The 22,992-nt window shown below is 65.3% G+C and carries 22 protein-coding genes and 1 pseudogene; 11 read left to right on the top strand and 12 right to left on the bottom strand.

Annotated elements, in window-relative coordinates; genetic code table 11:
• Position 1 precedes the first annotated feature (1 nt).
• Genes rnhA through M2432_RS16125 form a run of 3 tightly spaced genes read right to left on the bottom strand, consistent with a single transcriptional unit; the run spans position 2 to position 1,661 of the window.
• Complete coding sequence (gene rnhA / locus M2432_RS16135; protein ID WP_280827824.1) at positions 2 to 457, bottom strand: ribonuclease HI; 456 nt, start codon at positions 455 to 457, stop codon at positions 2 to 4.
• Entirely contained in the window at positions 454 to 1,086 is a 633-nt protein-coding gene (locus M2432_RS16130) for a glyoxalase (RefSeq protein WP_280827823.1), read from the bottom strand. Before M2432_RS16130 ends, rnhA begins: the two co-directional genes overlap by 4 nt.
• On the bottom strand, positions 1,083 to 1,661 hold the full coding sequence (locus M2432_RS16125) for a TetR/AcrR family transcriptional regulator (RefSeq protein WP_280827929.1): 579 nt from the start codon (positions 1,659 to 1,661) through the stop codon (positions 1,083 to 1,085). Before M2432_RS16125 ends, M2432_RS16130 begins: the two co-directional genes overlap by 4 nt.
• A gap of 95 nt (positions 1,662 to 1,756) precedes the next feature.
• Between M2432_RS16125 and M2432_RS16120 the strand changes: the two genes are divergently transcribed.
• A complete protein-coding gene (locus M2432_RS16120; RefSeq protein ID WP_280827822.1) occupies positions 1,757 to 2,917 on the top strand; it encodes an acyl-CoA dehydrogenase family protein in 1,161 nt (386 codons plus the stop codon).
• A 117-nt stretch (positions 2,918 to 3,034) separates the two neighbouring features.
• A complete protein-coding gene (locus M2432_RS16115) occupies positions 3,035 to 3,388 on the top strand; it encodes a DUF5709 domain-containing protein (RefSeq protein ID WP_280827821.1) in 354 nt (117 codons plus the stop codon).
• On the opposite strand, the gene M2432_RS16110 is transcribed toward M2432_RS16115, so the two are convergent.
• The 3 genes from M2432_RS16110 to M2432_RS16100 are packed head-to-tail and all read right to left on the bottom strand — an operon-like array spanning position 3,375 to position 6,773.
• On the bottom strand, positions 3,375 to 4,592 hold the full coding sequence (locus M2432_RS16110) for an MFS transporter (RefSeq protein WP_280827820.1): 1,218 nt from the start codon (positions 4,590 to 4,592) through the stop codon (positions 3,375 to 3,377). The genes M2432_RS16115 and M2432_RS16110 overlap by 14 nt on opposite strands.
• Before the next feature lie 36 nt (positions 4,593 to 4,628).
• Positions 4,629 to 5,498 (bottom strand): LLM class flavin-dependent oxidoreductase, encoded by an 870-nt coding sequence (locus tag M2432_RS16105; protein WP_280827819.1) that lies wholly within the window; start codon positions 5,496 to 5,498, stop codon positions 4,629 to 4,631.
• A 21-nt stretch (positions 5,499 to 5,519) separates the two neighbouring features.
• Complete coding sequence (locus M2432_RS16100) at positions 5,520 to 6,773, bottom strand: diiron oxygenase (protein ID WP_280827928.1); 1,254 nt, start codon at positions 6,771 to 6,773, stop codon at positions 5,520 to 5,522.
• Positions 6,774 to 6,892: 119 nt separating this feature from the next.
• Between M2432_RS16100 and cobF the strand changes: the two genes are divergently transcribed.
• A complete protein-coding gene (gene cobF, locus M2432_RS16095; RefSeq protein WP_280827818.1) occupies positions 6,893 to 7,639 on the top strand; it encodes a precorrin-6A synthase (deacetylating) in 747 nt (248 codons plus the stop codon).
• On the top strand, positions 7,636 to 8,019 hold the full coding sequence (locus tag M2432_RS16090) for a phage holin family protein (protein WP_280827817.1): 384 nt from the start codon (positions 7,636 to 7,638) through the stop codon (positions 8,017 to 8,019). The genes cobF and M2432_RS16090 overlap by 4 nt, the downstream gene beginning before the upstream one ends.
• Positions 8,020 to 8,078: 59 nt before the next feature.
• On the opposite strand, the gene M2432_RS16085 is transcribed toward M2432_RS16090, so the two are convergent.
• Positions 8,079 to 9,857, bottom strand: coding sequence for an FUSC family protein (locus tag M2432_RS16085; RefSeq protein ID WP_280827816.1), 1,779 nt, complete (start codon positions 9,855 to 9,857; stop codon positions 8,079 to 8,081).
• A gap of 94 nt (positions 9,858 to 9,951) precedes the next feature.
• Between M2432_RS16085 and M2432_RS16080 the strand changes: the two are divergent.
• Together M2432_RS16080 and M2432_RS16075 are read left to right on the top strand one after the other, a co-directional pair.
• A pseudogene (locus M2432_RS16080) lies at positions 9,952 to 10,194 on the top strand (DNA-formamidopyrimidine glycosylase family protein); the annotation flags it as partial.
• 147 nt (positions 10,195 to 10,341) lie between these two features.
• A complete protein-coding gene (locus M2432_RS16075; protein ID WP_280827927.1) occupies positions 10,342 to 10,815 on the top strand; it encodes a zinc finger domain-containing protein in 474 nt (157 codons plus the stop codon).
• Between the two features lies 1 nt (position 10,816).
• Here the strand turns inward: M2432_RS16075 and M2432_RS16070 are convergent, their stop codons facing one another.
• Entirely contained in the window at positions 10,817 to 11,377 is a 561-nt protein-coding gene (locus M2432_RS16070) for a chorismate mutase (protein WP_280827926.1), read from the bottom strand.
• Positions 11,378 to 11,453: 76 nt separating this feature from the next.
• On the opposite strand from M2432_RS16070, the gene M2432_RS16065 reads away from it, so the two are divergent.
• Positions 11,454 to 12,203: an SDR family oxidoreductase gene (locus tag M2432_RS16065; RefSeq protein WP_280827815.1), complete on the top strand. Its 750-nt coding sequence runs from the start codon at positions 11,454 to 11,456 to the stop codon at positions 12,201 to 12,203.
• A 50-nt stretch (positions 12,204 to 12,253) separates the two neighbouring features.
• Here the strand turns inward: M2432_RS16065 and pgi are convergent, their stop codons facing one another.
• A complete protein-coding gene (gene pgi / locus M2432_RS16060) occupies positions 12,254 to 13,930 on the bottom strand; it encodes a glucose-6-phosphate isomerase (protein WP_280827814.1) in 1,677 nt (558 codons plus the stop codon).
• Positions 13,931 to 13,979: 49 nt separating this feature from the next.
• On the opposite strand from pgi, the gene M2432_RS16055 reads away from it, so the two are divergent.
• Positions 13,980 to 15,428 (top strand): NAD-dependent succinate-semialdehyde dehydrogenase, encoded by a 1,449-nt coding sequence (locus M2432_RS16055; protein ID WP_280827813.1) that lies wholly within the window; start codon positions 13,980 to 13,982, stop codon positions 15,426 to 15,428.
• 85 nt (positions 15,429 to 15,513) lie between these two features.
• On the opposite strand, the gene M2432_RS16050 is transcribed toward M2432_RS16055, so the two are convergent.
• Positions 15,514 to 15,819: a chorismate mutase gene (locus M2432_RS16050; RefSeq protein WP_280827812.1), complete on the bottom strand. Its 306-nt coding sequence runs from the start codon at positions 15,817 to 15,819 to the stop codon at positions 15,514 to 15,516.
• 232 nt (positions 15,820 to 16,051) lie between these two features.
• Here M2432_RS16050 and M2432_RS16045 point away from each other — a divergent pair, with 232 nt between their 5' ends.
• A complete protein-coding gene (locus M2432_RS16045; protein ID WP_280827811.1) occupies positions 16,052 to 18,376 on the top strand; it encodes a UvrD-helicase domain-containing protein in 2,325 nt (774 codons plus the stop codon).
• Positions 18,377 to 18,558: 182 nt separating this feature from the next.
• Here the strand turns inward: M2432_RS16045 and M2432_RS16040 are convergent, their stop codons facing one another.
• Positions 18,559 to 19,317, bottom strand: coding sequence for a hypothetical protein (locus tag M2432_RS16040; RefSeq protein ID WP_280827925.1), 759 nt, complete (start codon positions 19,315 to 19,317; stop codon positions 18,559 to 18,561).
• Positions 19,318 to 19,371: 54 nt separating this feature from the next.
• Positions 19,372 to 20,490 carry a M23 family metallopeptidase gene (locus tag M2432_RS16035; protein WP_280827810.1) on the bottom strand — a complete coding sequence of 373 codons (1,119 nt, stop codon included), beginning with the start codon at positions 20,488 to 20,490 and terminating at the stop codon, positions 19,372 to 19,374.
• Between the two features lie 270 nt (positions 20,491 to 20,760).
• Here M2432_RS16035 and sucC point away from each other — a divergent pair, with 270 nt between their 5' ends.
• Positions 20,761 to 21,924 (top strand): ADP-forming succinate--CoA ligase subunit beta, encoded by a 1,164-nt coding sequence (gene sucC, locus M2432_RS16030; RefSeq protein WP_280827809.1) that lies wholly within the window; start codon positions 20,761 to 20,763, stop codon positions 21,922 to 21,924.
• Between the two features lie 15 nt (positions 21,925 to 21,939).
• The gene (gene sucD / locus M2432_RS16025; RefSeq protein WP_280827808.1) at positions 21,940 to 22,842 is read left to right on the top strand and encodes a succinate--CoA ligase subunit alpha; all 903 of its coding nucleotides are present in this window, start codon (positions 21,940 to 21,942) and stop codon (positions 22,840 to 22,842) included.
• Positions 22,843 to 22,992 lie beyond the last annotated feature (150 nt).

The raw sequence follows: 22,992 nt of genomic DNA, 5'->3' as shown, positions 1-22,992 counted from the left end.
GTCAGCCTGCGGCGGCGATGGCTTCTTCGAGCCCTCGGGTCGCCAGCGCGTCGGCCAGTTCGTTGTCGGCGACACCCGCGTGCCCCTTGACCCAGAACCACTCGACCTGGTGCCGCGCGCACGCGGCCTGAAGCCGCTTCCAGAGGTCGACGTTCTTCACCGGCTGCTTCGCCGCGGTCTGCCATCCGTTGCGTTCCCAGCCGTGCACCCACTTGGTGATGCCGTTGCGGACGTAGGTGCTGTCAGTGTGAAGGTGCACCACGACGGGCCTGGTCAGCGCTTCCAGCGCCATGATGGGCGCGGTCAACTCCATGCGGTTGTTGCTCGTCTCGCCGGATTCGCCGCCGCACATCTCGCGGACATGGTGCCGCTGTCGCAACACCGCCCCCCAACCGCCGGGACCGGGGTTGGGCCGGCACCCGCCGTCGGTGTGGATCACCACCACGTCGTCGCTCATGGGCCGAGGATAGGTGCCGAGATCACTGCCGTCGGGACCGACATCCCGAAGGCCTGGTGACGCAGCGTGGTGATCCGGCGCCCCGGCTGCACCGCCGGCTTGACTGGTGTCGTCCGATCGCCGAAGAACGCGGCGGCCGCGTCGATGTCCGTGACGACGTAGGTCAGGCCCCAGAGCGTCGACGGTCCTTCGCCCGATGCCCCTGGTGAGCCGACGACCTCGACGATGACCTCCCCGAACCGAAAGAAGATCTGCCGGACCGGCCGTCCGGCGAGCTGGCCGTCCCGTTCCCGTCGTGGCTCCACATCGATGGCAGCCAGTGATGCGACGGTCCTGCCCAGGTTGGGCGACAGCAAAACGACGTGGTCGATAGAGGTGACGCCGTTGGCGTGTTCGGCCGGCGCTGGAGCAGTTGCGTCCGAGCGTGTGGTGGCAATGCCGTCGACGGGACAGGCTGCCGGCAGGCCGCGCAGCGACCACCCGACGATGCCCGTGCCGCGGTCCCGTCCGACCAATCGGATGCGAACGCTGCCGATCCGGCAGACGCCGTCGTTGTCTACGGTGAATCCGGCTCGTGTCCAAGCGTCTGCGGGGTCCGCGACCTCGAATTCGTCGATGTCGACCATCATGGCCGGGCCTCGTCGACCATGACCCGCAGCCGCGGCGGTTTCGCGCGCGGTGCCACCCGTTCCCACACTGCGTCCACCATGGGTGCCAGCAGCAGTTCGCCCATCTGTCGGGCCAGGACGGCGACCACCTGAGTGCTCTCGCCGCGGGTGGTGGAGGCGCGCCCGGCTTTACGCGCAGTCCGGACTTCGCGCTGTGTCAATTCGACGAGCACATCGAGCAGGTGACTGTCGGTGGCGCCGGGCTCCAGTAGCGCCCGGCGTACGTAATTCACCACCGCTGGGTTGGCGCGGAGCATGTTCCGGACCGCCTCGTCTCGTACCGCGGTGGAGGCGGTGGCGGGTATCTGGGCCAGGGCATTGGCGAAATGGTCGACCACGGACTGGTCCACCGCGTCGCGCAGCCCGGCCTTGGTCTTGAAGTGGTGCTGCACCAGGCCCACTGCGACGCCGGCTTCGGATGCTATGGCGCGCAGCGAGATTCGGTCCTGACCGTGCATGGCATACAGGTTCAGTGCGGCGTTGCGGATACGCGCCTTTGCGGTGAGGTCATCGGGTGCCGCAGCTGGGTTGACCATCTCACCGCCCCGTTCGTCCTCGGATGTGTGTACTATACACACGACCAGCTCACTATACATTTGTATAGTGACAGCGATTTCAGCGAGGTAGATCAATGTCAGAACTCTTCCCTACCTACCGGGCCAGCTGGGAAACCGACCAGCACCGGGAACTGCGGCAGCATGGGGCGGCATTCCTGCGCAAGGAGGCCACGCCCAATCAGGAGCGCTGGGCCAAGAACCATCAGGTCGATCGGCAATTCTGGAACAAACTCGGCGATGCCGGGCTGCTGGGCCTGGACCTGCCCGAGGAATACGGCGGCGCGGGCGGCGACTTCGGCATGTCCGCAGTAGTCGCCGAAGAGCTTGCCCTGGCTCATGATTCTGCATCGGGCTGGTCGGTGCACTCACCGATCGTCGCGCACTACATCAACAGGTATGCCAGTGCCGAACAGAAGGCCCGCTGGATGCCGAAGATCATCAGCGGTGAGACGGTGCTGGCCATCGCGATGACCGAACCAGGCACCGGGTCGGATCTGCAGGCCGTCCGCACCACGGCCATCAAGGACGGCGACCACTACGTCATCAATGGATCAAAGACGTTCATCTCCAACGGTTCTCACTGCGACATCGTGGTGATCGTGGCCAAGACCGACCCGACCCAGGGCGCGGCCGGCGTGTCACTGATCGTCGCCGAAGTCAATGATCTGCCGGGCTTCGAGCGCGGCCGGGTGCTGGAGAAGGTAGGCCAGCACGGCCAGGACACGCGCGAGCTGTTCTTCACCGACATGCGAGTGCCGGTCGCCAACCTGCTGGGCGATAAGGAAGGGTTGGGCTTCTATCAACTGATGGAGCAGCTGGCCCGGGAACGCCTTGTCATTGCATCGATCTGCGCCGGCATGGCCGAGGCTGCCGTGTTGGAGGCCATCAAGTACACCAAGGAGCGAGAGGCGTTCGGCAAGCGGTTGATCCAATTCCAGCACAACCGATTCCAGCTCGCCGAACTCAAAGCCGAGGTGCTATCCGTCAAGACCACCGTCGACTATTGCATCCAGGCCTACATCGACGGCCAAAACGACCCGGCGCTGGCATCGATGGGCAAACTGATTGCCGCCGACAAGGCTGTGGCGATCGTGGACCGGTGCGTGCAGTTCTTCGGCGGCTACGGCTACATGATGGAATACCCCATCGGCCGGGCCTACGCCGCTGCCCGGGTCAACAAGATCTATGGCGGCACAAGCGAAATCATGAAAGAGATCATCAGCCGCTCGCTGTGAGCGCACTTCCCGCCCAAACGGACAAACGGGCCGCAAAGTCCGAGTAAAAGCGGCCAAAACGTCGATCTCGGCGTGACTATGGCTGCGGTTCGGGGCGTTCGGTGGCAAGGTGAGCTTATGACCAGCTCAGGCGAGTACAGCGTCGATGATGACAATCAATTGACGCAGGAGGACATGCTGATCGACAGCGGTGTCGATGACTTGCTGGACGAGGGATATGAGCCGCCGGAATCCTGGATCGAGCCGCGCGACAACGAGACACTTGATGAATTGCTCGCCGAAGAAGAACCTGATCCCACAATGCAGTTCGATGATCCCGACGAACAAGCCGGCGACGACGAGGTAGGCGACGAGCGCGCGGGTCGGCTGATAGCGGTGGATCAGGACGGTGAACTGCTCGGCGGTGATGTCGGTATCGATGGCGGCGCGGCCTCGGCGGAGGAAGCCGCCGTGCACATCATCGACCCGTAGCATTCCGCCGCTGCAGGAACACCGACACCGTGAGCAGCCCGAGGCCGGCCACCGCCAGAACCGCGCCGGCTGCCGCAGGGGCGGTGTAGCCGTATCCGGCGGTGATCACCAGGCCGCCGACCCACGCGCCGGTGGCGTTGGCGATGTTCAGCGCCGAATGGTTGAGCGCCGCGGCCAGGGTCTGCGCATCGTGGGAGACGTCCATCAGCCGGGTCTGCAACGCCGGTGCGATGGCCGAGCCGGCCGCGCCGATCAGAAACAGTCCGCCCAGGGCAGTCCACGGATGGTGGGCAGCTGCGACAAACCCGGTGAGTACCACGGCCAGGGCACCGATCGACAGATACAGCGCGCGCACCACCGAGGCGTCCGCCATCCGGCCACCGACCAAGTTGCCGACCACCATGCCCAGCCCGTACGTCATCAGCCCCACCGGAATCAGAGCGCGGGACAGCCCGGACACATCGGTGAGGGTGGTTGACACATAGGTGTAGACGGCGAACATCCCGCCGAAGCCGACCATGCCGACCAGCAGCGCCAGCCACACTTGCACCCGGCGCAATGCGCCGAGCTCAATCATCGGGCTGGTGGCGGCCATCGAATCCAGCCCGGGCATCCACCTCCAGATAGCGGCGGTGGTGAGCAGTCCGACTAGGACGACCAGGGAGAACGCGGCGCGCCAGCCGAGATGCTGGCCCATCCAGGACGCCAGCGGGACGCCCACTACGGTGGCGACAGTCAGCCCCGTCATCACCTGCGACGTGGCCTTGGCCCGATTCTGCGGGCCCATCAGATGCGCGGCCACCAGCACAGCAATGCCGAAGAACGCACCGTGCGGGACGCCGGCAACGAAGCGAGCGGTCACCAGCGTGCCGTAAGTGGGAGCCAGCACGGCGGCCAGGTTGCCGACGCAGAACATCACCATCAGCCCCACCAGCAGGACCTTGCGGTTCATCCGGGCAGTCAGTGCCGCGATCAGCGGAGCGCCGACGACCACGCCGAGGGCATACGCGGAGATGACGTGCCCGGCCTGCGGCTCGGTGATGTGCAGGCCAGAAGCGATATCGGGGAGCAGCCCCATGGCGACGAACTCGGTGGTGCCGATGCCGAAACCGCCCAGGGCCAGAGCGAGCACAGCGAGCCGACGGCGTGGTGGACGGGGTGGGGCGACTGGCGGTGCTGCGGTCTGGCTGAGGCTGCTGGTCACCGGCAAAGCTTAATGGCCTGGTTGCCGGCCGACCCGCTAGACCTTGGCGATGACGTTCTCCGCGAACATCTCCAGGTGCTTGATCTTCTTGTCCAGCGGCTGCGTGTCCTGCCCCATGATGTAAGGCACCCGGAAGCCGACGATGACGTCGGTTACGCCCTTGTCCTCCAAGCGTTTCACGCCATCGATGGTGAACCCGTCGATCGAGATGACGTGGATTTGGAAGGGCTCGTTCTCCCGCCCCTCTTCCTTGCGCAACTGCTGCAGCCGGGCGATCAATCCGTCGAGCTCGGCCGGATCCCCACCGCCGTGCATCCAGCCGTCGTTGCAGGCGGCGCGCTTGAGTGCGGCCTCGGCGTGCCCACCGACCAGGATCGGCACCGGCTTGGTCGGCGCCGGACACATCTTGGTCTTGGGGATGTCGTAGAACTCGCCGTGGTATTCGAAATACTCACCCGAGGTCAGGCCTTTGATGATGTCGATGCACTCGTCCATCCGCTTGCCCCGCCGGGCGAACGGCACGCCCATGATCTCGTAGTCCTCCGGCCACGGGCTGGTACCGACACCCAATCCGAGCCGGTTGTCGAACAGTGCGGCCAGCGACCCGGCCTGCTTGGCCACCAGGGCCGGCGGGCGGATCGGCAGCTTGAGCACAAAGATGTTGAAGTGCAGCTTGGTGGTCACCGCTGACAGCGCGCCGATCAGGGAGAACGACTCGATGAACGCCTTGCCGTCCAGGAATTCCCGGTTGCCGTCCGGCGTGTACGGATATTTGGAGTCTGACTCGTAGGGGTAGGCGATGCTGTCCGGGATGGTCATGGCGTGATACCCAGCGGCGTCCGCAGCCTTGGCCAGCGGAATGTAGTAGGTCGGATCGGTCATTGCCTCGGCGTAGGTGAACCTCATGGACCGATATTAGAACGTGTTCTAGTTTTGGGTTCGCGGAACCGTGAATGGCGGCGCGCCCACGCCGGCGATCGAATGTCCGCCCTGAGGGGTGCGTTCGGTGATCCGGGCCGGTGCTGTCTGCTCGCCGACGGTCAGTGTCACCGCCGGTGTTTTCAGGGCGTCATCTCGAAGCGGTCCGAAAAGTGTTCCACGCCAATGGTATTGGCCGTCGTGGGGGTCCAGGTGGCCGATCAGCCGCGCACGTACCGGCACCTCGGTGCCCCCGGACTTCAGCACCGCAGGTCCGTCGTACACCTCGTCCTCGGTGACGTGGGCGCTTTCGGTACCGCTGTTCGTGGCCGTCGGGCTGGGTGTGGCAGGCAGGAAGTGGGTGCGCGTCCACAACCGCCGTGCGATCCGGCCCATCAGCCCGACTTCTTCGAGGAAGGCGGCCAGCGGCGCGAAGCCCATGATCTGGGTGTCGTGTCGGTGCGGGCTACGCCGTGCCATCTGGCGCGCGACGCGCGGGTCCAGGCCGACACGTCGATACTGCACCGGGTGGGTGAACAGGAACTGGAAGAACACCCCGCCCAGGCCGTTGAGGTTGCCCACCCAGGTCCGTCCGAGCCAGCCCATGTCCCGCACCCGCCGACGCACTCCGTCGCGGGCGAACTGGATGTGCCGGGCCTCTTCGGTGACGTGAATTCGCATGAGCCGCTGCACCATTGGCTGCAACTCGGGGTCGTCCATCATCTGTCGCTGCAGCGAGTCGAAGATTTCCTCGCCGATCAGCGCGGCCATCCACAGCACCGAACCCTTGAATGCCAGCGGCAGGGCATTGATGATCACCCGCTGATACCACTTGGGCTGCACCGGGTTGGCGCCGACGCGCTCGATGGCCCGACCGAACATCACCATGTGCCGGGTCTCGTCGCCGAGTTCGGTCAGTGCGTAATGCGTAGAGCGGGCCGTCGGGTCCTTGTGCATGACCGTGCGCAGCAGGGCCTGGTTGAGGATGTTCTCGAACCAGATGCCCGCCGACAGGGTGTTCACCAACTCCTGGCGGGACAGCTCGATCTGCTGCTCGCGGGTCATGCTGTCCCACAACGGCGTTCCGTATAGCGACACCACCTTGGGTGGCAGATAGAACTTATCGGGGTCCAGCGGGGCGTCCCAGTCGATGTCCACCACGGGCTCGTACGACTTGCGCACGGAGCCGCCGATCAAGCGCGCGGAAAACTCTTCGCGCGACGTGTTGGCCCGGGCGGTACCGGCCTTCATCGAAGCAGTCATCATTGACGTCCCTTCGCTGACGCTATGCTCCGCCAACGTAAGTGCGTTACACGCATCATGTCAATACCCCGGGTACCGGGTACTTGCGGTCTTATGGTGCTGCGCTGAGAGGTGGACGTTTGACCAGGCACATTCATGTCATCGGTATCGGCGCCGGCGATCCCGATTACGTAACGGCGCAGGCCGTGGCGGCGCTCAACGACACTCAGGTGTTCTTCGCCTCCGATAAAGGGGAGTCCAAGTCCGACCTTGTCGGTCTGCGAAAACTGGTGTGCGACCGTTTCATCGAACACTCCGACTACCGCTTCGTCGAACTGCCGGATCCAAAGCGCGCAAAAGACGGTGACTACCGTCAGGCAGTGGCCGAGTGGCATGAAGCCCGGGCCGATCTGTGGGCCGAGGCGCTGCGTACCGAACTGGCCGACGGCGGCACCGGGGCCTTCCTGGCCTGGGGTGACCCATCGCTGTACGACAGCACCTTGCGCATCCTGGACCTGGTCGCGGCACGTATCGACATCGAGTACGACGTCATCCCGGGCATCACCGCCATCCAGGCACTGACCGCACGGCATCGCATCCCGCTCAACGACATTGGTGAGCCGGTGCTGATCACCACGGGCCGCCGCCTGCGCACCGACGGACTCAGCGGCGCGGCGGTCGTCATGCTCGATGGCGACTGTTCGTTCCTGACCTGTCCGCCCGAAACCCGGATTTGGTGGGGCGCCTATCTGGGCACTCCCGACGAACTACTGGCCACCGGTACCGTGGGCGAGATGGGTGAACGAATAATGCAGCAGCGCAACGAGGCTCGTGCGCAGCACGGCTGGATCATGGATATCTACCTGCTGCGGGGGGCGGGCGCATGACGTCGTTCCTGGTACGCGCCGCAGTGACAGGGTTCGCACTGTGGTTGGTGACCCGGGTGGTGCCCGGCATCGCGATCGTCGGCGGCGAGACAACGTTGCAGCGGGTCGGCATCATCTTCGTGGTCGGGGTGGTGTTCGGGCTGGTCAACGCGATCATCAAACCGATCGTCCAGCTGCTGTCGCTCCCGCTGTACATCGTCACCCTGGGGTTGATCCATATAGTCATCAATGCGCTGATGCTGTGGATCACCGCGAGCATCACCCAAAACACCACGCATTGGGGCCTGTACATCGACCAATTCTGGTTCACCGCAATCTGGGCGGCCATCGTGTTGTCGGTGGTCAGTTGGGCACTGAGTCTGGTCCAGCGCGCCGCCTAATGAGTCCTATGCGATCTCGGCGCGCTCCGTCACAGTGACCGACACGGAGCCCGCCCAAATCACCGGGACAGCGACGTCTGCACCGCACGTACCTCGGCGGCCCCGAATATCGGCAGTGCGCCGAATTCTTCCGGAGGCCGATCGGCGCGCACCGCGGCAGCCAGTTCGGTGACGGCTCCGGCCAATTGGCCGGCTTCATCCGGGGTGATCGGCGACTCGGCGCGCTCGGCAGCCCAGCATGCGGCGAGAGTTCGGTACGCCAACTGTTCGGTCGCCGCGATCGTTGGCCAAAGCCGTTCGGCGGCAAGGCGATGTCGGGCCGATCCGCGGACCGCGGTGTCGTACGCCGGCAGCATCGCCATGGCGCGCAGTTGCAGATCGCGGCGGTCGGTGCGGGCCGGGGCCGTGGTGACCGCACCGGAACCCAGGTGACCGATCACTACTCCGACGGCCTCCAACGTCGCGGCGACGGTGGACGACGGGTCGGCGATGCCACGACTGCGGTGGGTCACCCACAGCACGGCCAGTGCCACCGCACAGCCGATGACCGTGTCTATTCCTCGGGCCAGCAGCAACCCGGGCACGTCGGGCACCCGATGGCCGCCCGACGCGATGGTCAGTGCCGCGGGCGTGATGAACACGACGGCCAGCGTGTAATTGCGTACGACGAACATCTCGATGATGAACTGCAGCGTGCCGATGATGAGCGCCAGCCACGGCCCACCGGGTTGTGCGGCCAGGATGGCACCGGCCAGTGCCAGCCCCAGCCAGGTGCCAAAGGTGCGTTCGATACCCCTTTGCACGGTGCGCTGCCAGTCGAAACCCTGATGCAGCATCAGGACGGCCGCGGCCATAGCCCAGTAAGCATGGTCGACGTTGAAGGCACCGGCGATCGCGCCGGATATCGCCACCGCCACCGCGGTCCGCGCCGCCAATCGCACCGCTGGCGACCCCGGCGTCAGCGCGCGCCGCAGCAGCGTTGCGACGGTGGGACGGCCCAACGGGATCAACCCTTCGGTGCCGCCGAAATCGTCGGGCACGGTGGCCAGATGCCGGGCCAGTGCGACGCCGTCGAACGGCAATGGCCGGTCGTGGTCGGCGGCCGTCATCGCCTCGGCGAACAGCACATGCAACCGGCGGTTTGTCATGCGTAGTCGATAGAGGGTGTCGTCGGCCTTGGGGCGTACGGGCTGGAACGACACCAAGGCGACCCACGCTTCGTGCAGCAGTTGCGCGGCGCGGTGTCTCGTGGCGGCCGTGGGCTTCCCGATGTATTCGGCGACCGCAGAGCCCGCCGCAGCGATCGCCGAACGTTCCGGTCCGCGCGGCCGCACCAGAGCCCCTGCCATGTGCGCGACCCAGGCGAATGCGCCGCCCGCCAAAACCAGCGCGCCGATATACCACGGACTCAAATGTGTTGCTGCCACACCGGTTCCGGCGGCGCAGGCCAGTACCGGCATGTATGCGCCTGGCGGGCCGATGCTCAGCGCGTTGCAGAGCAGCACGGCGACCAGCGCGATCGCCGTCACCACCAATACGCCGGACCACGGTGCGGCTGCGGCCAAATCGCCGATGGTCACCACCACGGCGAACGACACCGCAACGGCACCCAGATATATCGCGCGGTTCAAGTAGGGGCGGCCACTGCCATACAACGAGGTGAAGCCTCCGATGGTGGCGAGCAATCCAGCCGAGGTGTCACCGGCAGCCCAGCCGACCAGCACCGGCACAGCCATACAGATCGCGGCACGCAGCGCGAACGGCCAGCGGCGCGGCACGCTGTTCACCACGAAGATTCGGCGCAGGAGATCGGTCGCCTGGTTGGGGCGTTCTGCCATGCCAACAGCATGCGGCACCGCGTGATTTCGGCGCGCTCCGTTGCGGTCAACGTGACTGAACGCGCCGAAATCGCCGGGAGGTTAGCCTGAATTCATGCCGGAACTCCCCGAGGTCGAGGCGCTGGCCGACCACCTGCGTCGGCACGCCGTCGGCTTGCCCGTGGGCCGTATCGACGTTTCTGCGTTGTCGGTGCTCAAGACGTTCGATCCACCGCTGACTGCGCTGTACGGATCTGAGGTGACCGGAGCCAACCGGTGGGGCAAGTATCTGGGTCTGCAGGTGGGGGAGCTGCACCTGATCACCCACCTGTCCCGGGCGGGCTGGTTGCGTTGGTCGGAGAAACTGGCCGCCGCGCCGCTCAAACCCGGTAAAGGGCCGATCGCGTTGCGGGTGCACCTGGGCACGCCCGGCGACGCACCCGGATTCGACTTGACCGAGGCCGGTACGCAGAAGCGGTTGGCGGTCTGGCTGGTCGCTGATCCGATCGCGGTGCCGCAGATCGAGTCCCTGGGTCCGGACGCGTTGTCGCTGGGGCCTGCCGAGCTGGGAAACGTGCTGGCCGGCAATTCCGGGCGGATCAAGAACGTCATCACCGATCAGCGGGTCATCGCCGGAATCGGTAACGCCTACAGCGACGAAATCCTTCATGTGGCAAAGCTTTCCCCGTTCGCCACCGCGGGCAAGCTCACCGGGGAACAACTCGGCGCGCTGCACGACGCGATGATTTCGGTTTTGAGCGATGCGGTGACCCGGTCGGTCGGGCAGCAGGCAGCAACCCTCAAAGGGGAGAAGCGGTCCGGTCTGCGCGTGCACGGTCGAACCGGTCTGCCGTGCCCGGTGTGTGGTGACACCGTGCGGGAAGTGTCGTTCGCCGACAAGTCTTTTCAGTATTGTGCGACCTGTCAGACCGGTGGCAAGGTGCTGGCCGATCGACGAATGTCCAAGCTGCTCAAGTGATTCAGCTGCAGTAGGAGTGGGTGGCGACGGTGAGCGCCTGCCGCATCAGGTCGTCGAATGCGCGGCTTGCGGCCACGGCGGCGCGCGCGTCGTCAAGTACGGCCGGGCAGTCCGGGGCGTGCAGGATGTCCTGATCTGCGGCGAGTTGAGCGACCATCTGGCGGTTGAACCCGTCGATAGCGCTGCGTGACGCGGACAGGTCCGGGGCCGATGTCGGTGCAGTGGCGGGGTCCAGCTTCCACTGCGCGAACCGGGCATGCTCGACACCTTCGGTGGCGCGGATCTGGTCGGCGAAAACCTGACGTACGAACGCAGGATCCAGTCGTTGGGTCCTCGCGTCGGCCGCGACGGCATTGAGCACCTTGTCGCTGCGGGCCCGGTCTTCGATCGACTCACCGTTGACCCACTTGAATGCCGCTACCGGGTCGGCGGTCTGTAGTCGCTGCGCGGCGGTATCGATCAACGGGTACAGCGGGTTTGGTATGTCGGCGCGGGCGGCCGAGGGCGCTGCAGTGCTCAGCGTCATCAACAGGACGGTCCACAGCGCGACGAGTTTCACGATGCATGATCCTTGTCGATCAGGCTGCCGGTGGCCACCGTCGATATTGACAGTTGTCTAACTTGGTTATGCTGCACGCATGACCCGCCAGAAGATCCTGATCACCGGGGCGAGTTCCGGTCTGGGCGCCGGAATGGCCCGTGCGTTCGCTGCCAAGGGCCGTGACCTCGCCCTGTGCGCCCGTCGCGTGGACAACCTCGACGAGCTGAAGGCCGAACTGACCGCCCGGCACCCGAACATCACAGTGGCTGTCGCGGCCCTGGACGTCAACGACCACGAGGCGGTGCCGAAGGTCTTCGCTGAACTGGCCGACGAACTCGGCGGTATCGATTGTGTCATCGTGAACGCCGGCATCGGCAAGGGTTATCCACTTGGTGGCGGCAAGTTGTGGGCCAACAAGGCCACCATCGAGACCAACCTGGTTTCCGCGCTGGTGCAGATCGAGACCGCACTGGAGATGTTCAAGGCAGCCGACCACGGCCATCTGGTGCTGGTGTCGTCGGTACTCGGCAACGTCGGTGTGCCGGGGTTCAAGGCGGCCTACGCCGCGAGCAAGGCGGGCGTCACCTCGCTGGGCGAGTCGCTGCGCGCCGAGTACCCGTCCGGCCCCATCAAGATCACCTGTTTGGAGCCCGGCTACATCGAGTCGGAGATGACGGCCAAGACCAGCTCCACCATGCTCATGGTCGACAACGAGACCGGTGTGCGTGCGATGGTCGAGGCCATCGAAAAGGAGAAGGGCCGCGCAGTTGTCCCCGGTTGGCCGTGGTGGCCGATCGTCGAGGTGATGAAGTTGCTGCCGCCGCGTTTCACCAAGTTTTTCGCGTGATTTGTGCACGAAGAGGGGCGTTTAGCGCCCCTCTTTCGTATACAGATCACTCAGGCTGAGCGACCGCGCTCGGCTCGGTAGCGGCGCACCAGGGCGTCGGTCGAGCTGTCGGACTGAGCAGCCGGTGACGCGTCGGAGGTGATCACCGGCAGCAGTGCCTTGGCCTGGGTCTTGCCCAGTTCCACGCCCCACTGGTCGAACGAGTCGATACCCCAGATCACACCCTCGGTGAACACCTGGTGCTCGTACAGCGCGATCAGCTGGCCCACCGCCGACGGCGTCAGCTTGGTCGCCAAAATCGAAGTGCTGGGCCGGTTTCCGGGCATCACCTTGTGTGGGACGACGTCGGCGGGTGTGCCCACCGGGAGTTCCCGGGCGATCTCCGCTGCATTCTTACCGAAGGCCAACACCTGAGTCTGGGCGAAGAAATTACTCATCAACAGGTCATGCATGCTGCCGGTGCCGTCAGCGGTCGGCAGGTCATCGGTCGGTTCGCTGAAGCCGATGAAGTCGGCCGGCACCAATCGGGTGCCCTGGTGCAGCAGTTGGTAAAAAGCGTGCTGGCCGTTGGTTCCCGGCTCGCCCCAGAAGATTTCGCCCGTATCGGTACTCACAGGTGAACCGTCGGCCCGCACCGACTTGCCGTTCGATTCCATGGTCAGCTGCTGCAGATACGCGGCGAACCGGGCCAGGTCGTTGGAGTACGGCAGCACCGCACGGGACTGGGCGCCAAAGAAATTCGAGTACCACAAGCCGATAAGACCAAGCAGTGCAGGTGCATTCGCCTCCAGCGGTGCGGTGCGGAAGTGCTCGTCGACCAGATGGAAGCCGGCCAGGAACTCATTGAATCGCTCGCGTCCGATGACGGCCATGACGCTCAGGCCGATGGCGCTGTCCACCGAGTACCGGCCGCCCACCCAGTCCCAGAATCCGAACATGTTGGCGGTGTCGATTCCGAACTCGGACACCAGCTTTGCGTTGGTCGAAACGGCCACAAAGTGCTTGGCGACGGCGTCTTCACCCAGCGCGGCAACCAGCCAGCGGCGTGCGGCCGTGGCGTTGGTCAGTGTTTCCAGGGTGGTGAAAGTCTTCGATGCGATGATGAAAAGTGTTGTGGCAGGGTCGAGTCCGTCCAGTTTGGCCACCAGGTCGGCTGGGTCGACGTTGGACACGAAGCGCGCGAGGATGCCGGCGTCGGCGTAGTGCCGCAGTGCCTGGTCGACCATCACCGGACCCAGATCCGAGCCGCCGATGCCGATGTTGACCACAGTGGTGATGCGCTGGCCAGTGGCACCCGTCCACTCACCGGAGCGCAACCGATCGGTGAACGTACCCATCGAATCGAGCACCGAATGCACATCGGCCACCACGTCCTGACCGTCGACGGTCAACTGAGCATCGCGGGGCAGCCGCAGCGCGGTGTGCAGCACCGCCCGGTCCTCGGAGGTGTTGATGTGCCGCCCGCTGAACATTGCGTCGCGGCGAGCCTCCAGCCCGGCGGCACGCGCCACGTCGACCAGCAGCCCAAGGGTTTCGCGGGTCACCCGATGCTTGCTGTAGTCGATGTACAGATCGCCGACCGACAGGGTCAGCTCCCGCCCGCGTTCCGGGTCCGCGTCGAACAGTTCGCGTAGCGTCGCAGCCGCGACCGACTGATGGTGTGCGCGCAGAGCTTCCCACTCGGGCGTCGTCGAGATGTCGGGAATCTGAACTTGTTCGGCAGGCATTCCCAAACCCTAGTGCGGCGCGGTCGTCGAAGGTGTAGATGATGGATGTATGGACGCTGCCAAGCTGTTGTCATCTGTCCCAACCGGTCTGTGGATCGGCGGCGAGGAGCGGGCCGCCGCCAAGACATTCGAGGTGCACAACCCGGCTAACGAGGAAGTGCTCGCCACCGTCGCCGATGCCAGCCCAGCCGACGGCATAGCCGCACTGGATGCTGCTGCCGCGGTAGAGAAGGACTGGGCCGCTACCCCGGCCCGCGAGCGCGGGGAGATCCTGCGGTCGGTGTTCGAGACCATCACTGACCGGGCCGAGGAACTCGCGACGCTGATGACCCTCGAGATGGGCAAGGTGCTCGCCGAGAGTCGCGGTGAGGTGAAGTACGGCGCGGAGTTCTTCCGCTGGTTCGCCGAGGAAGCCGTGCGGATCGGTGGACGCTTCACCCCGAGCCCGGCGGGTACCGGGCGCATCGTGGTCACCAAGGCGCCGGTGGGTCAGTGTTATGCGGTGACGCCGTGGAACTTCCCGCTGGCGATGGGCACCCGTAAGATCGGTCCGGCGCTGGCCGCCGGCTGCACCATGGTGGTCAAACCGGCCGGCGAGACCCCGCTGACCATGCTGCTGCTGGCCAAGATGATGGACGACGCGGGCTTACCCAAGGGCGTGCTGTCGGTGCTGCCGACCACCAGTCCCGGCGAGCTGACCACCGCGCTGATGGACGACGGTCGTCTGCGCAAGCTGACGTTCACCGGGTCCACCGGGGTGGGGCGGGCACTGGTCAAGCAAGGCGGCGAGAAGCTGCTCCGGATGTCCATGGAACTCGGCGGGAACGCGCCCTTCCTGGTGTTCGACGATGCTGACATCGACGCGGCGGTCGACGGCGCGATCCTGGCCAAGATGCGCAACGGCGGTGAGGCCTGCACCGCAGCCAACCGGTTCCACGTCGCCAATTCGGTGCGCGAGGAGTTCACCGACAAGCTGGTGAAGCGGATGACCGAATTCAACCTGGGCAACGGCCTCGATGCCGCGTCCACGCTGGGTCCGCTGATCAGCCCCAAGCAGGTGGGCACTGTGGCTGACCTGGTGTCTGACGCGGTGTCGCGCGGCGCTTCGGTGGCGGTCGGTGGGGTGGCCCCGGGCGGGCCCGGTTACTTCTACCCGGCGACGGTGCTGGCCGACGTGCCGGCCGACGCGCGCATTCTCAAAGAGGAGGTTTTCGGGCCGGTAGCCCCGGTTACCGGGTTCGACACCGAGGACGAGGCGATCGCCGCTGCCAACGACACGGAGTACGGCCTGGCCGCGTACATCTACACCCAGTCTCTGGACCGGGCGCTGCGGGTATCCGAAGCGCTGGAAGCCGGGATGGTCGGCGTCAACCGTGGGGTGATTTCGGACCCGGCCGCGCCGTTCGGTGGGGTCAAGGCCTCGGGCTTCGGCCGCGAAGGCGGCATCGAGGGCATCGAGGAGTACCTGGAGACCAAGTACATCGCGCTGACCCCGTAGCTCCTAGCGCGCCGAGATGGACGTTTGGGCCGGTTTTACTCGTACTTTCCAGCCCATTTGTCCGCCTCGGTGTACTGGGCGGCAGTTAGTGGCCGAGGCGGCCGCGGCCCATCTGCAGCAGCAGCATGGCCAGGTTCTTGCCCTCGGGGCCCAGTTCGCTGTAGCGCTCGATGACCTTCATCTCGCGGCTGTGCACCAGCCGGGTGCCGCCGGAGGCCATCCGGGCCTTGCCGATCAGCTTGGACACCTCGGTGCGGCGCTGGACGGCCGCCAGGATGGTGGCGTCGAGATGGTCGATCTCCTGCCGCAACTCTTCGATGTTGGGCAGTTCGGTTTCGATGGTGGTTTCGGTAGACATCATTTCCTCGCTGTTGGTGGGTTCAGGTGTCATCCGAATTCAGGCCTCACACAACAAACGAGCCCCGGATCCGGATGCGGACCGCGGGGCTGAAGACAGGCAGCTAAACCACGGGCACCGCTGGCCGGTACCCGTAGGTAAATCGCTGCTGCGCATTGAGCACGTAGCCAGTGTGCCACCATGGCCCGTGCCTGCGCAAAGTGGCGAGCGGAGCGACGGGGAATGCGCAAAGCTGTCGCCTTCCGGCGGTAGGTTGGGAGCCGAGATGATCATGAGTGCAGCACCCGATACAGACCAGCTTCTTGAAGGCCTCAACCCGCAGCAGCGTCAGGCAGTGCTGCAGGAAGGCACGCCGCTGCTGATCGTGGCCGGTGCCGGTTCGGGCAAGACCGCGGTGCTGACCCGGCGCATCGCGTACCTGCTGGCCAACCGTGACGTCGGGGTCGGCCAGGTGCTGGCCATCACCTTCACCAACAAGGCCGCCGCCGAGATGCGTGAGCGTGTGGTGGACCTCGTCGGGCCGCGCGCCAAGTCCATGTGGGTGTCGACGTTCCATTCGACGTGCGTCCGCATCCTGCGCAACCAGGCCTCGCTGGTGCCGGGGCTGAACTCCAACTTCTCGATCTATGACGCTGACGACTCGCGCCGACTGCTGATGATGATCGGCAAGGATATGGGGCTGGACGTCAAGCGGCACTCGCCGCGGATGTTGGCCACGGCGATCTCCAATCTGAAGAACGAACTTATCGACCCGCAGCAGGCCGCTGCCGAAGCGTCCGAAGCCGATGAAGAGCTGCCGCGCATCGTCGCCGAGGTCTACGGCGAGTACCAGCGCCGGTTGCGCGCGGCCAACGCGATGGACTTCGACGATCTGATCGGCGAGACAGTGGCTGTGCTGCAAAGCTTCCCGCAAATCGCGCAGTACTACCGCCGGCGCTTCCGGCACATCCTGGTCGACGAATATCAGGATACGAACCACGCCCAGTACGTGCTGGTGCGCGAGCTCGTCGGTCACCACGCCGCCGAGGGTGCCAATGACGTGCCGCCCGCCGAACTGTGCGTGGTGGGTGACGCGGACCAGTCCATCTATGCCTTCCGCGGCGCGACCATCCGCAACATCGAGGATTTCGAACGCGACTTCCCGAACGCGACAACCATTCTGCTGGAACAGAATTACCGTTCCACGCAGAACATCTTGACTGCCGCCAACGCGGTGATCAGCCGCAACGCCGGGCGTCGGGAAAAGAAGCTGTGGACGGACGCCGGCGAGGGCGAGCTGATCGTCGGCTACGTCGCGGACAACGAACACGACGAGGCCCGGTTCATCGCCGAAGAGATCGACGGGCTCGTCGGGACGGACGGCGTCACCTACAATGACGTCGCGGTGTTCTACCGCACCAACAACTCGTCCCGCGCGGTGGAAGACGTCTTCATCCGAGCTGGGATTCCGTACAAAGTCGTTGGGGGAATGCGCTTTTACGAGCGCAGGGAGATCCGCGACATCGTCGCGTACCTGCGGGTGCTGGACAACCCGGGCGACGCGGTGAGCATGCGACGCATCCTGAACACGCCGCGCCGCGGCATCGGCGACCGTGCCGAAGCGTGCGTGGCGGTCTACGCCGAGAACACCGGCGCCAGTTTCAACGACGCGCTGCAGGCTGCCGCTGAAGGCAGGGTGCCGATGCTGAACACTCGCTCGGAGAAGGCGATTGCCGGTTTTGTCGAGCTGCTGGACAGCCTCCGCGGCGGACTGGACGGCGAGCTGGGTGACCTGGTGGAGACCGTGCTGGACCGCACCGGCTACCGCCGCGAATTGGAAGCCTCCAGCGACCCGCAGGACCAGGCGCGCCTGGACAACCTCAATGAATTGGTCAGCGTCGCACACGAATTCAGCATCGATCTGGCCAACGCTCAGGCGCTGCGCGAAGAGGAAGTCGACGACGACGTGCCCGACACCGGCGCGCTGGCCGCATTCCTGGAGCGGGTCTCGCTGGTGGCCGATGCGGACGAACTGCCCGAGCACGGCGATGGCGTGGTCACCATGATGACGCTGCACACCGCCAAAGGTCTTGAATTCCCAGTGGTTTTCGTGACCGGCTGGGAAGACGGCATGTTCCCGCATATGCGGGCCCTGGGCGACCCGACCGAGCTGTCCGAGGAACGACGGTTGGCCTATGTCGGCCTCACCCGGGCCCGTCATCGGTTGTACCTGAGCCGGGCCAAGGTCCGGTCGTCCTGGGGCCAGCCCATGCTGAATCCGGAATCGCGCTTCCTGCAAGAGATTCCGCAGGAGCTGATCGACTGGCGTCGGGTCGAACCGCCGCCACCGATGTCTGCCCCGAGTCGTTACGGGTCAGGTGGTTCGAGCGGTTTCGGCGGTGGTCGGCCGTCGCCCATGCGTCCGGCCCCCAATCGCAACAAGCCTCTGGTGGTGCTGCAACCCGGCGACCGGGTCACTCACGACAAGTACGGCCTGGGCCGCGTTGAGGAAGTGTCAGGCGTGGGGGAGTCGGCCATGTCGCTGATCGACTTCGGCAGCGCCGGTCGGGTCAAACTGATGCACAACCACGCGCCGGTGCAGAAGCTCTGACGTTGCCCGGCGTGTAGGCTCTGTTGTGGCACTTGCGATTTGGAGTGGTCAACTTACCCTGACTGGTCAGGGAAACTTGACCGTTCCGGGTGAAATATGTTCGAAGACAGGGCCGACCCTCACGCGAAGGTGAAGTAGATGGCCACGCCGAGTTTCTGGGCTCTCCTTCACGTTGGACGCGTTTAAGTCTTAGTGCACCAACGGCCGGTCACCGGCAGCGTCGCGAGCACGATGCTGGCGATCGGCAGTAGCGGGATGCCGTAGACAATCGGTGGCAGTTTGGCGCCCGCGACGAACAAGCTGGCGAAAATCATCAGTGCCACAACGGATCCCACCACGACCAGCACTCGTCCGGTTCGGCGGCGCAGCAACACCGCGATCTGGCCGCCGATGGTTGCCGCGGCCGCAACCGCAGCGAGGAAACCGACAGCGACGCAGAACAGTGGGTCGGTGCGCCACCAGCCGGCGATCAGTGAGGTGGCGATGACCGCGGTGGCCCAGCCGCTCAGCACGGATGCGGTTGCGGTGGCACACGCGGCGGCAGGCCCGGGGAGTTGTTTTGGCCCAGCGTCCTTGCTGCGCCCGGGGACTGCGATGTGGGTGGTCGCCGGAGTGTCGGGTTCAGTCAGACCGGGCAGCATCAGGCCGGTGGCCGCATCCGCTCCAGTGTCGATAAGACTCGTCGCGGTCGCGTCGCCATTGGTCGGAGCGACCGGGATAGGGATCGCGCCGGTCGGGGTGCGCCGGATGATGTCCCCCGCGGGCGGGAGGTGCCCCCAGGTGGCAGGGGCTTCCGACGCGCTAGAGGAGGCATCTGAAGTGACATCCGGATGTGCCACGGGTATCGCGCCGCTAGGCGTGCGTCGGATGATGCCGGTCGCGGGGGGATCAGATTCTGTGGGCGCAGGTGGCTCAGGTGCGGCGTGTCGGGCCGGCCGCATGATCTGAGTCGGATCGGACAACGGCCCGCCGGCCTGGTTGTCGTCCGTCACGAATCAGCCGACGTAGGCGCCCGGGCTCAGGCCACGTTCGGCCAGCCACGGCACCGGGTCGATCCGGTGGGTGCCACCCAGCAGCACCTCGAAATGGCAGTGCGGCCCGGTCGAATTTCCACGGTTGCCGACGGTGGCGATCTGATCGCCGGCCATGACTCGCTGACCGACCGAGACCGTCCAGGTGTTGACGTGGCCGTACAGCGTGACGGTGCCGTCGCTGTGACGGACCTTGACCCACGCGCCGTAACCGGCAGTCGGGCCGACGTCGACGACGACGCCGTCGGAGATCGAGACGATGGGGGTGCCGATCGGCGCGGCCAAGTCGATACCGCCGTGCAGGGCGCCCCAGCGGTAACCGAAGCCGGAGGTGAAAACACCCTTGGTCGGCATGACGAAGAGCGGACGTGCCAGGCGGGCCTCCCGCTCGGCGCGCTCCTGCGCGAAGGCCGCGGCATTGGCGAGTTCTTGAGCGTGCACCGAGGTGTTGGACGCAACCGGTGTCACGTTGACGATCTGGATGCCGTCGGTGGCGCCCGTGGCCCCGTCCACGGTGGTGCCAGGCGAGTGCTCGGCGGCGAGCTTGGTGTCGGTGGGCTGGTCGGCGCTGGTGGCCATCGAGTACGCGGCAGCGGCAGTGGCGCCTGCGGCCACGGCGGCCGCGACGAGCCGGCCCTTGACGCCGCCGACGGTGGGCTCTGCCTTGCGGTGTGAACCGCGGCGGTTCCGCAGATCGATAACATCGGTGTCGGCGAACCCGTTACTGGTGTCGGTGTGGCTCTCGCGGTACGCGCCCGAGGACAGCCGCCGGGCGTCGGCCGGCAGTTGGAACTCGGCGGGGATGGTCAGTTCGAATGGCGTCTGATCATCGGTCTCGTCGAGGTCGTCCAGCTCAGGAGCCGCGTTGACCTGGGAATCCCGGTCGAAAGCCTTGTCAGACAGGTCCAGGTCGTGCAGGCTGCCGAACTCATTGAAGGGAATGATGTCGGTGACTTCAGCGGGGCTGAGTTCCTTACCGACGGGTGCCCGATTGACTTTGACGGTGTCGGGCGAGGCGCTGCCAGCCTTGCGACCCTTCGTCATCTCCCCCTGGGGAGGTGCGGACGAATCGTGCTCAGCCAACCGAAAAATCCTTTGCGCCGTAACCGTACCGTTATCGAGTGCCGCAACGACGGTAACGAAAATCGCAGCGCGGTGGCAACCGAACGGTTGCCATCTGGCGGGAATGTGATTTGTCTCACTCAGTGGTGTCGGGTGAGATGTACCACATGGGTGGTAGGCGGTGCAGGCTACTCATGCGTACATAGTTAAAGTGCCCAGCGAGCCAGTGCGGCCCAATGCTGAAGTGAATTCAAATCGTCAACGCAGACAGAACGGGATTTCTCAGAGCTCATGGATCTCTTCGAGTACCAGGCGAAAGAGCTGTTCGCCAAGCACAACGTTCCTACTACTCCAGGCCGAGTGACCGACTCCGCCGAGGACGCCAAGGCCATCGCCGAGGAGATCGGCAAGCCCGTCATGATCAAGGCGCAGGTCAAGGTCGGCGGCCGTGGCAAGGCCGGTGGCGTCAAGTACGCCGCCACCCCGGATGACGCCCTTACTCACGCGCAGAACATCCTGGGCCTGGACATCAAGGGCCATATCGTCAAGAAGCTGCTGGTTGCCGAGGCAAGTGACATTGCTGAGGAGTACTACATCTCCTTCCTGCTGGATCGTTCCAACCGCACCTACCTGGCCATGTGCTCGGTCGAGGGCGGCATGGAGATCGAAGAGGTCGCCGCCACCAAGCCCGACCGGCTGGCAAAGGTGCCCGTCGACGCGGTCAAGGGTGTCGACTTGGCCTTCGCCCGCGAGATCGCAGAGAAGGGCCACCTGCCCGCCGAGGTGCTCGACGCTGCCGCTGTGACCATCCAGAAGCTGTGGGAGGTCTTCGTCGGCGAGGACGCCACCCTGGTCGAGGTCAACCCGCTGGTGCGTACCCCCGACGACCAGATCCTGGCGCTGGACGGCAAGGTCACCCTGGACGCCAACGCCGACTTCCGTCAGCCCGGCCACGCCGAGTTCGAGGACAAGGACGCCACCGATCCTCTGGAGCTCAAGGCCAAGGAGAACGACCTCAACTACGTCAAGCTGGACGGCTCGGTCGGCATTATCGGTAACGGTGCCGGTCTGGTCATGTCGACCCTGGACGTCGTCGCCTATGCCGGCGAGAACCACGGCGGCGTGAAGCCCGCCAACTTCCTGGACATCGGTGGTGGCGCCTCGGCCGAGGTAATGGCCGCCGGTCTGGACGTCATCCTCAACGACAGCCAGGTCAAGAGCGTGTTCGTGAACGTGTTCGGTGGCATCACCGCGTGTGACGCGGTGGCCAACGGCATCGTCAAGGCTCTGGAGATGCTGGGCGACGAGGCCAACAAGCCGCTGGTCGTCCGTCTCGACGGCAACAACGTCGAGGAAGGCCGCCGCATCCTGGCCGAGGCCAACCACCCGCTGGTGATCCAGGCCGAGACCATGGATTCCGGTGCCGACAAAGCCGCCGAGCTGGCGAACAAGTAAGGGAGCCAACAACTTATGTCTATCTTCCTGAACAAGGATTCCAAGGTCATCGTCCAGGGCATCACCGGCGGTGAGGGCACCAAGCACACCAAGCTGATGCTGAAGGCCGGCACCCAGGTGGTCGGCGGCGTGAACGCCCGCAAGGCCGGCACCAAGGTGTCGCACGTCGACAAGGACGGCAACGACATCGAGTTGCCGGTGTTCGCTTCAGTGGCCGAGGCCATGAAGGAGACCGGCGCCGACGTGTCGATCGCCTTTGTGCCGCCGGCCTTCTCGAAGGACGCCATCATCGAGGCCATCGATGCCGAGATCCCGTTGCTGGTGGTCATCACCGAGGGCATCCCGGTGCAGGACAGCGCCTACGCGTGGGCCTACAACGTCGAGAAGGGTGAGAAGACCCGGATCATCGGCCCCAACTGCCCGGGCATCATCACTCCCGGTGAGTCGCTGGTCGGCATCACGCCGAACAACATCACCGGCAAGGGCCCGATCGGCCTGGTGTCCAAGTCCGGCACGCTGACCTACCAGATGATGTATGAGCTGCGTGACCTCGGCTTCTCCACCGCCATCGGCATCGGCGGCGACCCGGTCATCGGGACCACCCACATCGACGCCATCGAGGCATTCGAGAAGGACCCCGAGACCAAGATCATCGTGATGATCGGTGAAATCGGCGGCGACGCCGAGGAGAAGGCCGGCGCCTACATCAAGGCCAACGTCTCCAAGCCGGTCGTCGGCTATGTCGCGGGCTTCACCGCTCCCGAGGGCAAGACCATGGGCCACGCCGGCGCCATCGTCTCCGACGGTGCAGGCACCGCGCAGGGCAAGAAGGAGGCCCTGGAGGCCGCGGGCGTGAAGGTCGGCAAAACCCCGTCCGAGACCGCCAAGCTGGCTCGCGAGATCCTGCAAAGCCTGTAGGTCTCAAGCAGTTTCGATAATGCCCCGCGCCTTCACGGCGCGGGGCATTGTTATTTCGCCCGTTCGGTCTGTCAGAAAGTCCAACTGCCTGACTGTTGGAGGACGAATCCGTTGTGACACGTCAGGAAATCCAGGGGGCGCCGCGTTCGC

Origin of the sequence: Mycobacterium sp. OTB74, from assembly GCF_029892685.1 — a bacterium.
Classification (GTDB): Bacteria; Actinomycetota; Actinomycetes; order Mycobacteriales; family Mycobacteriaceae; genus Mycobacterium.
This window is presented reverse-complemented; position numbering and strand designations above follow the sequence as displayed.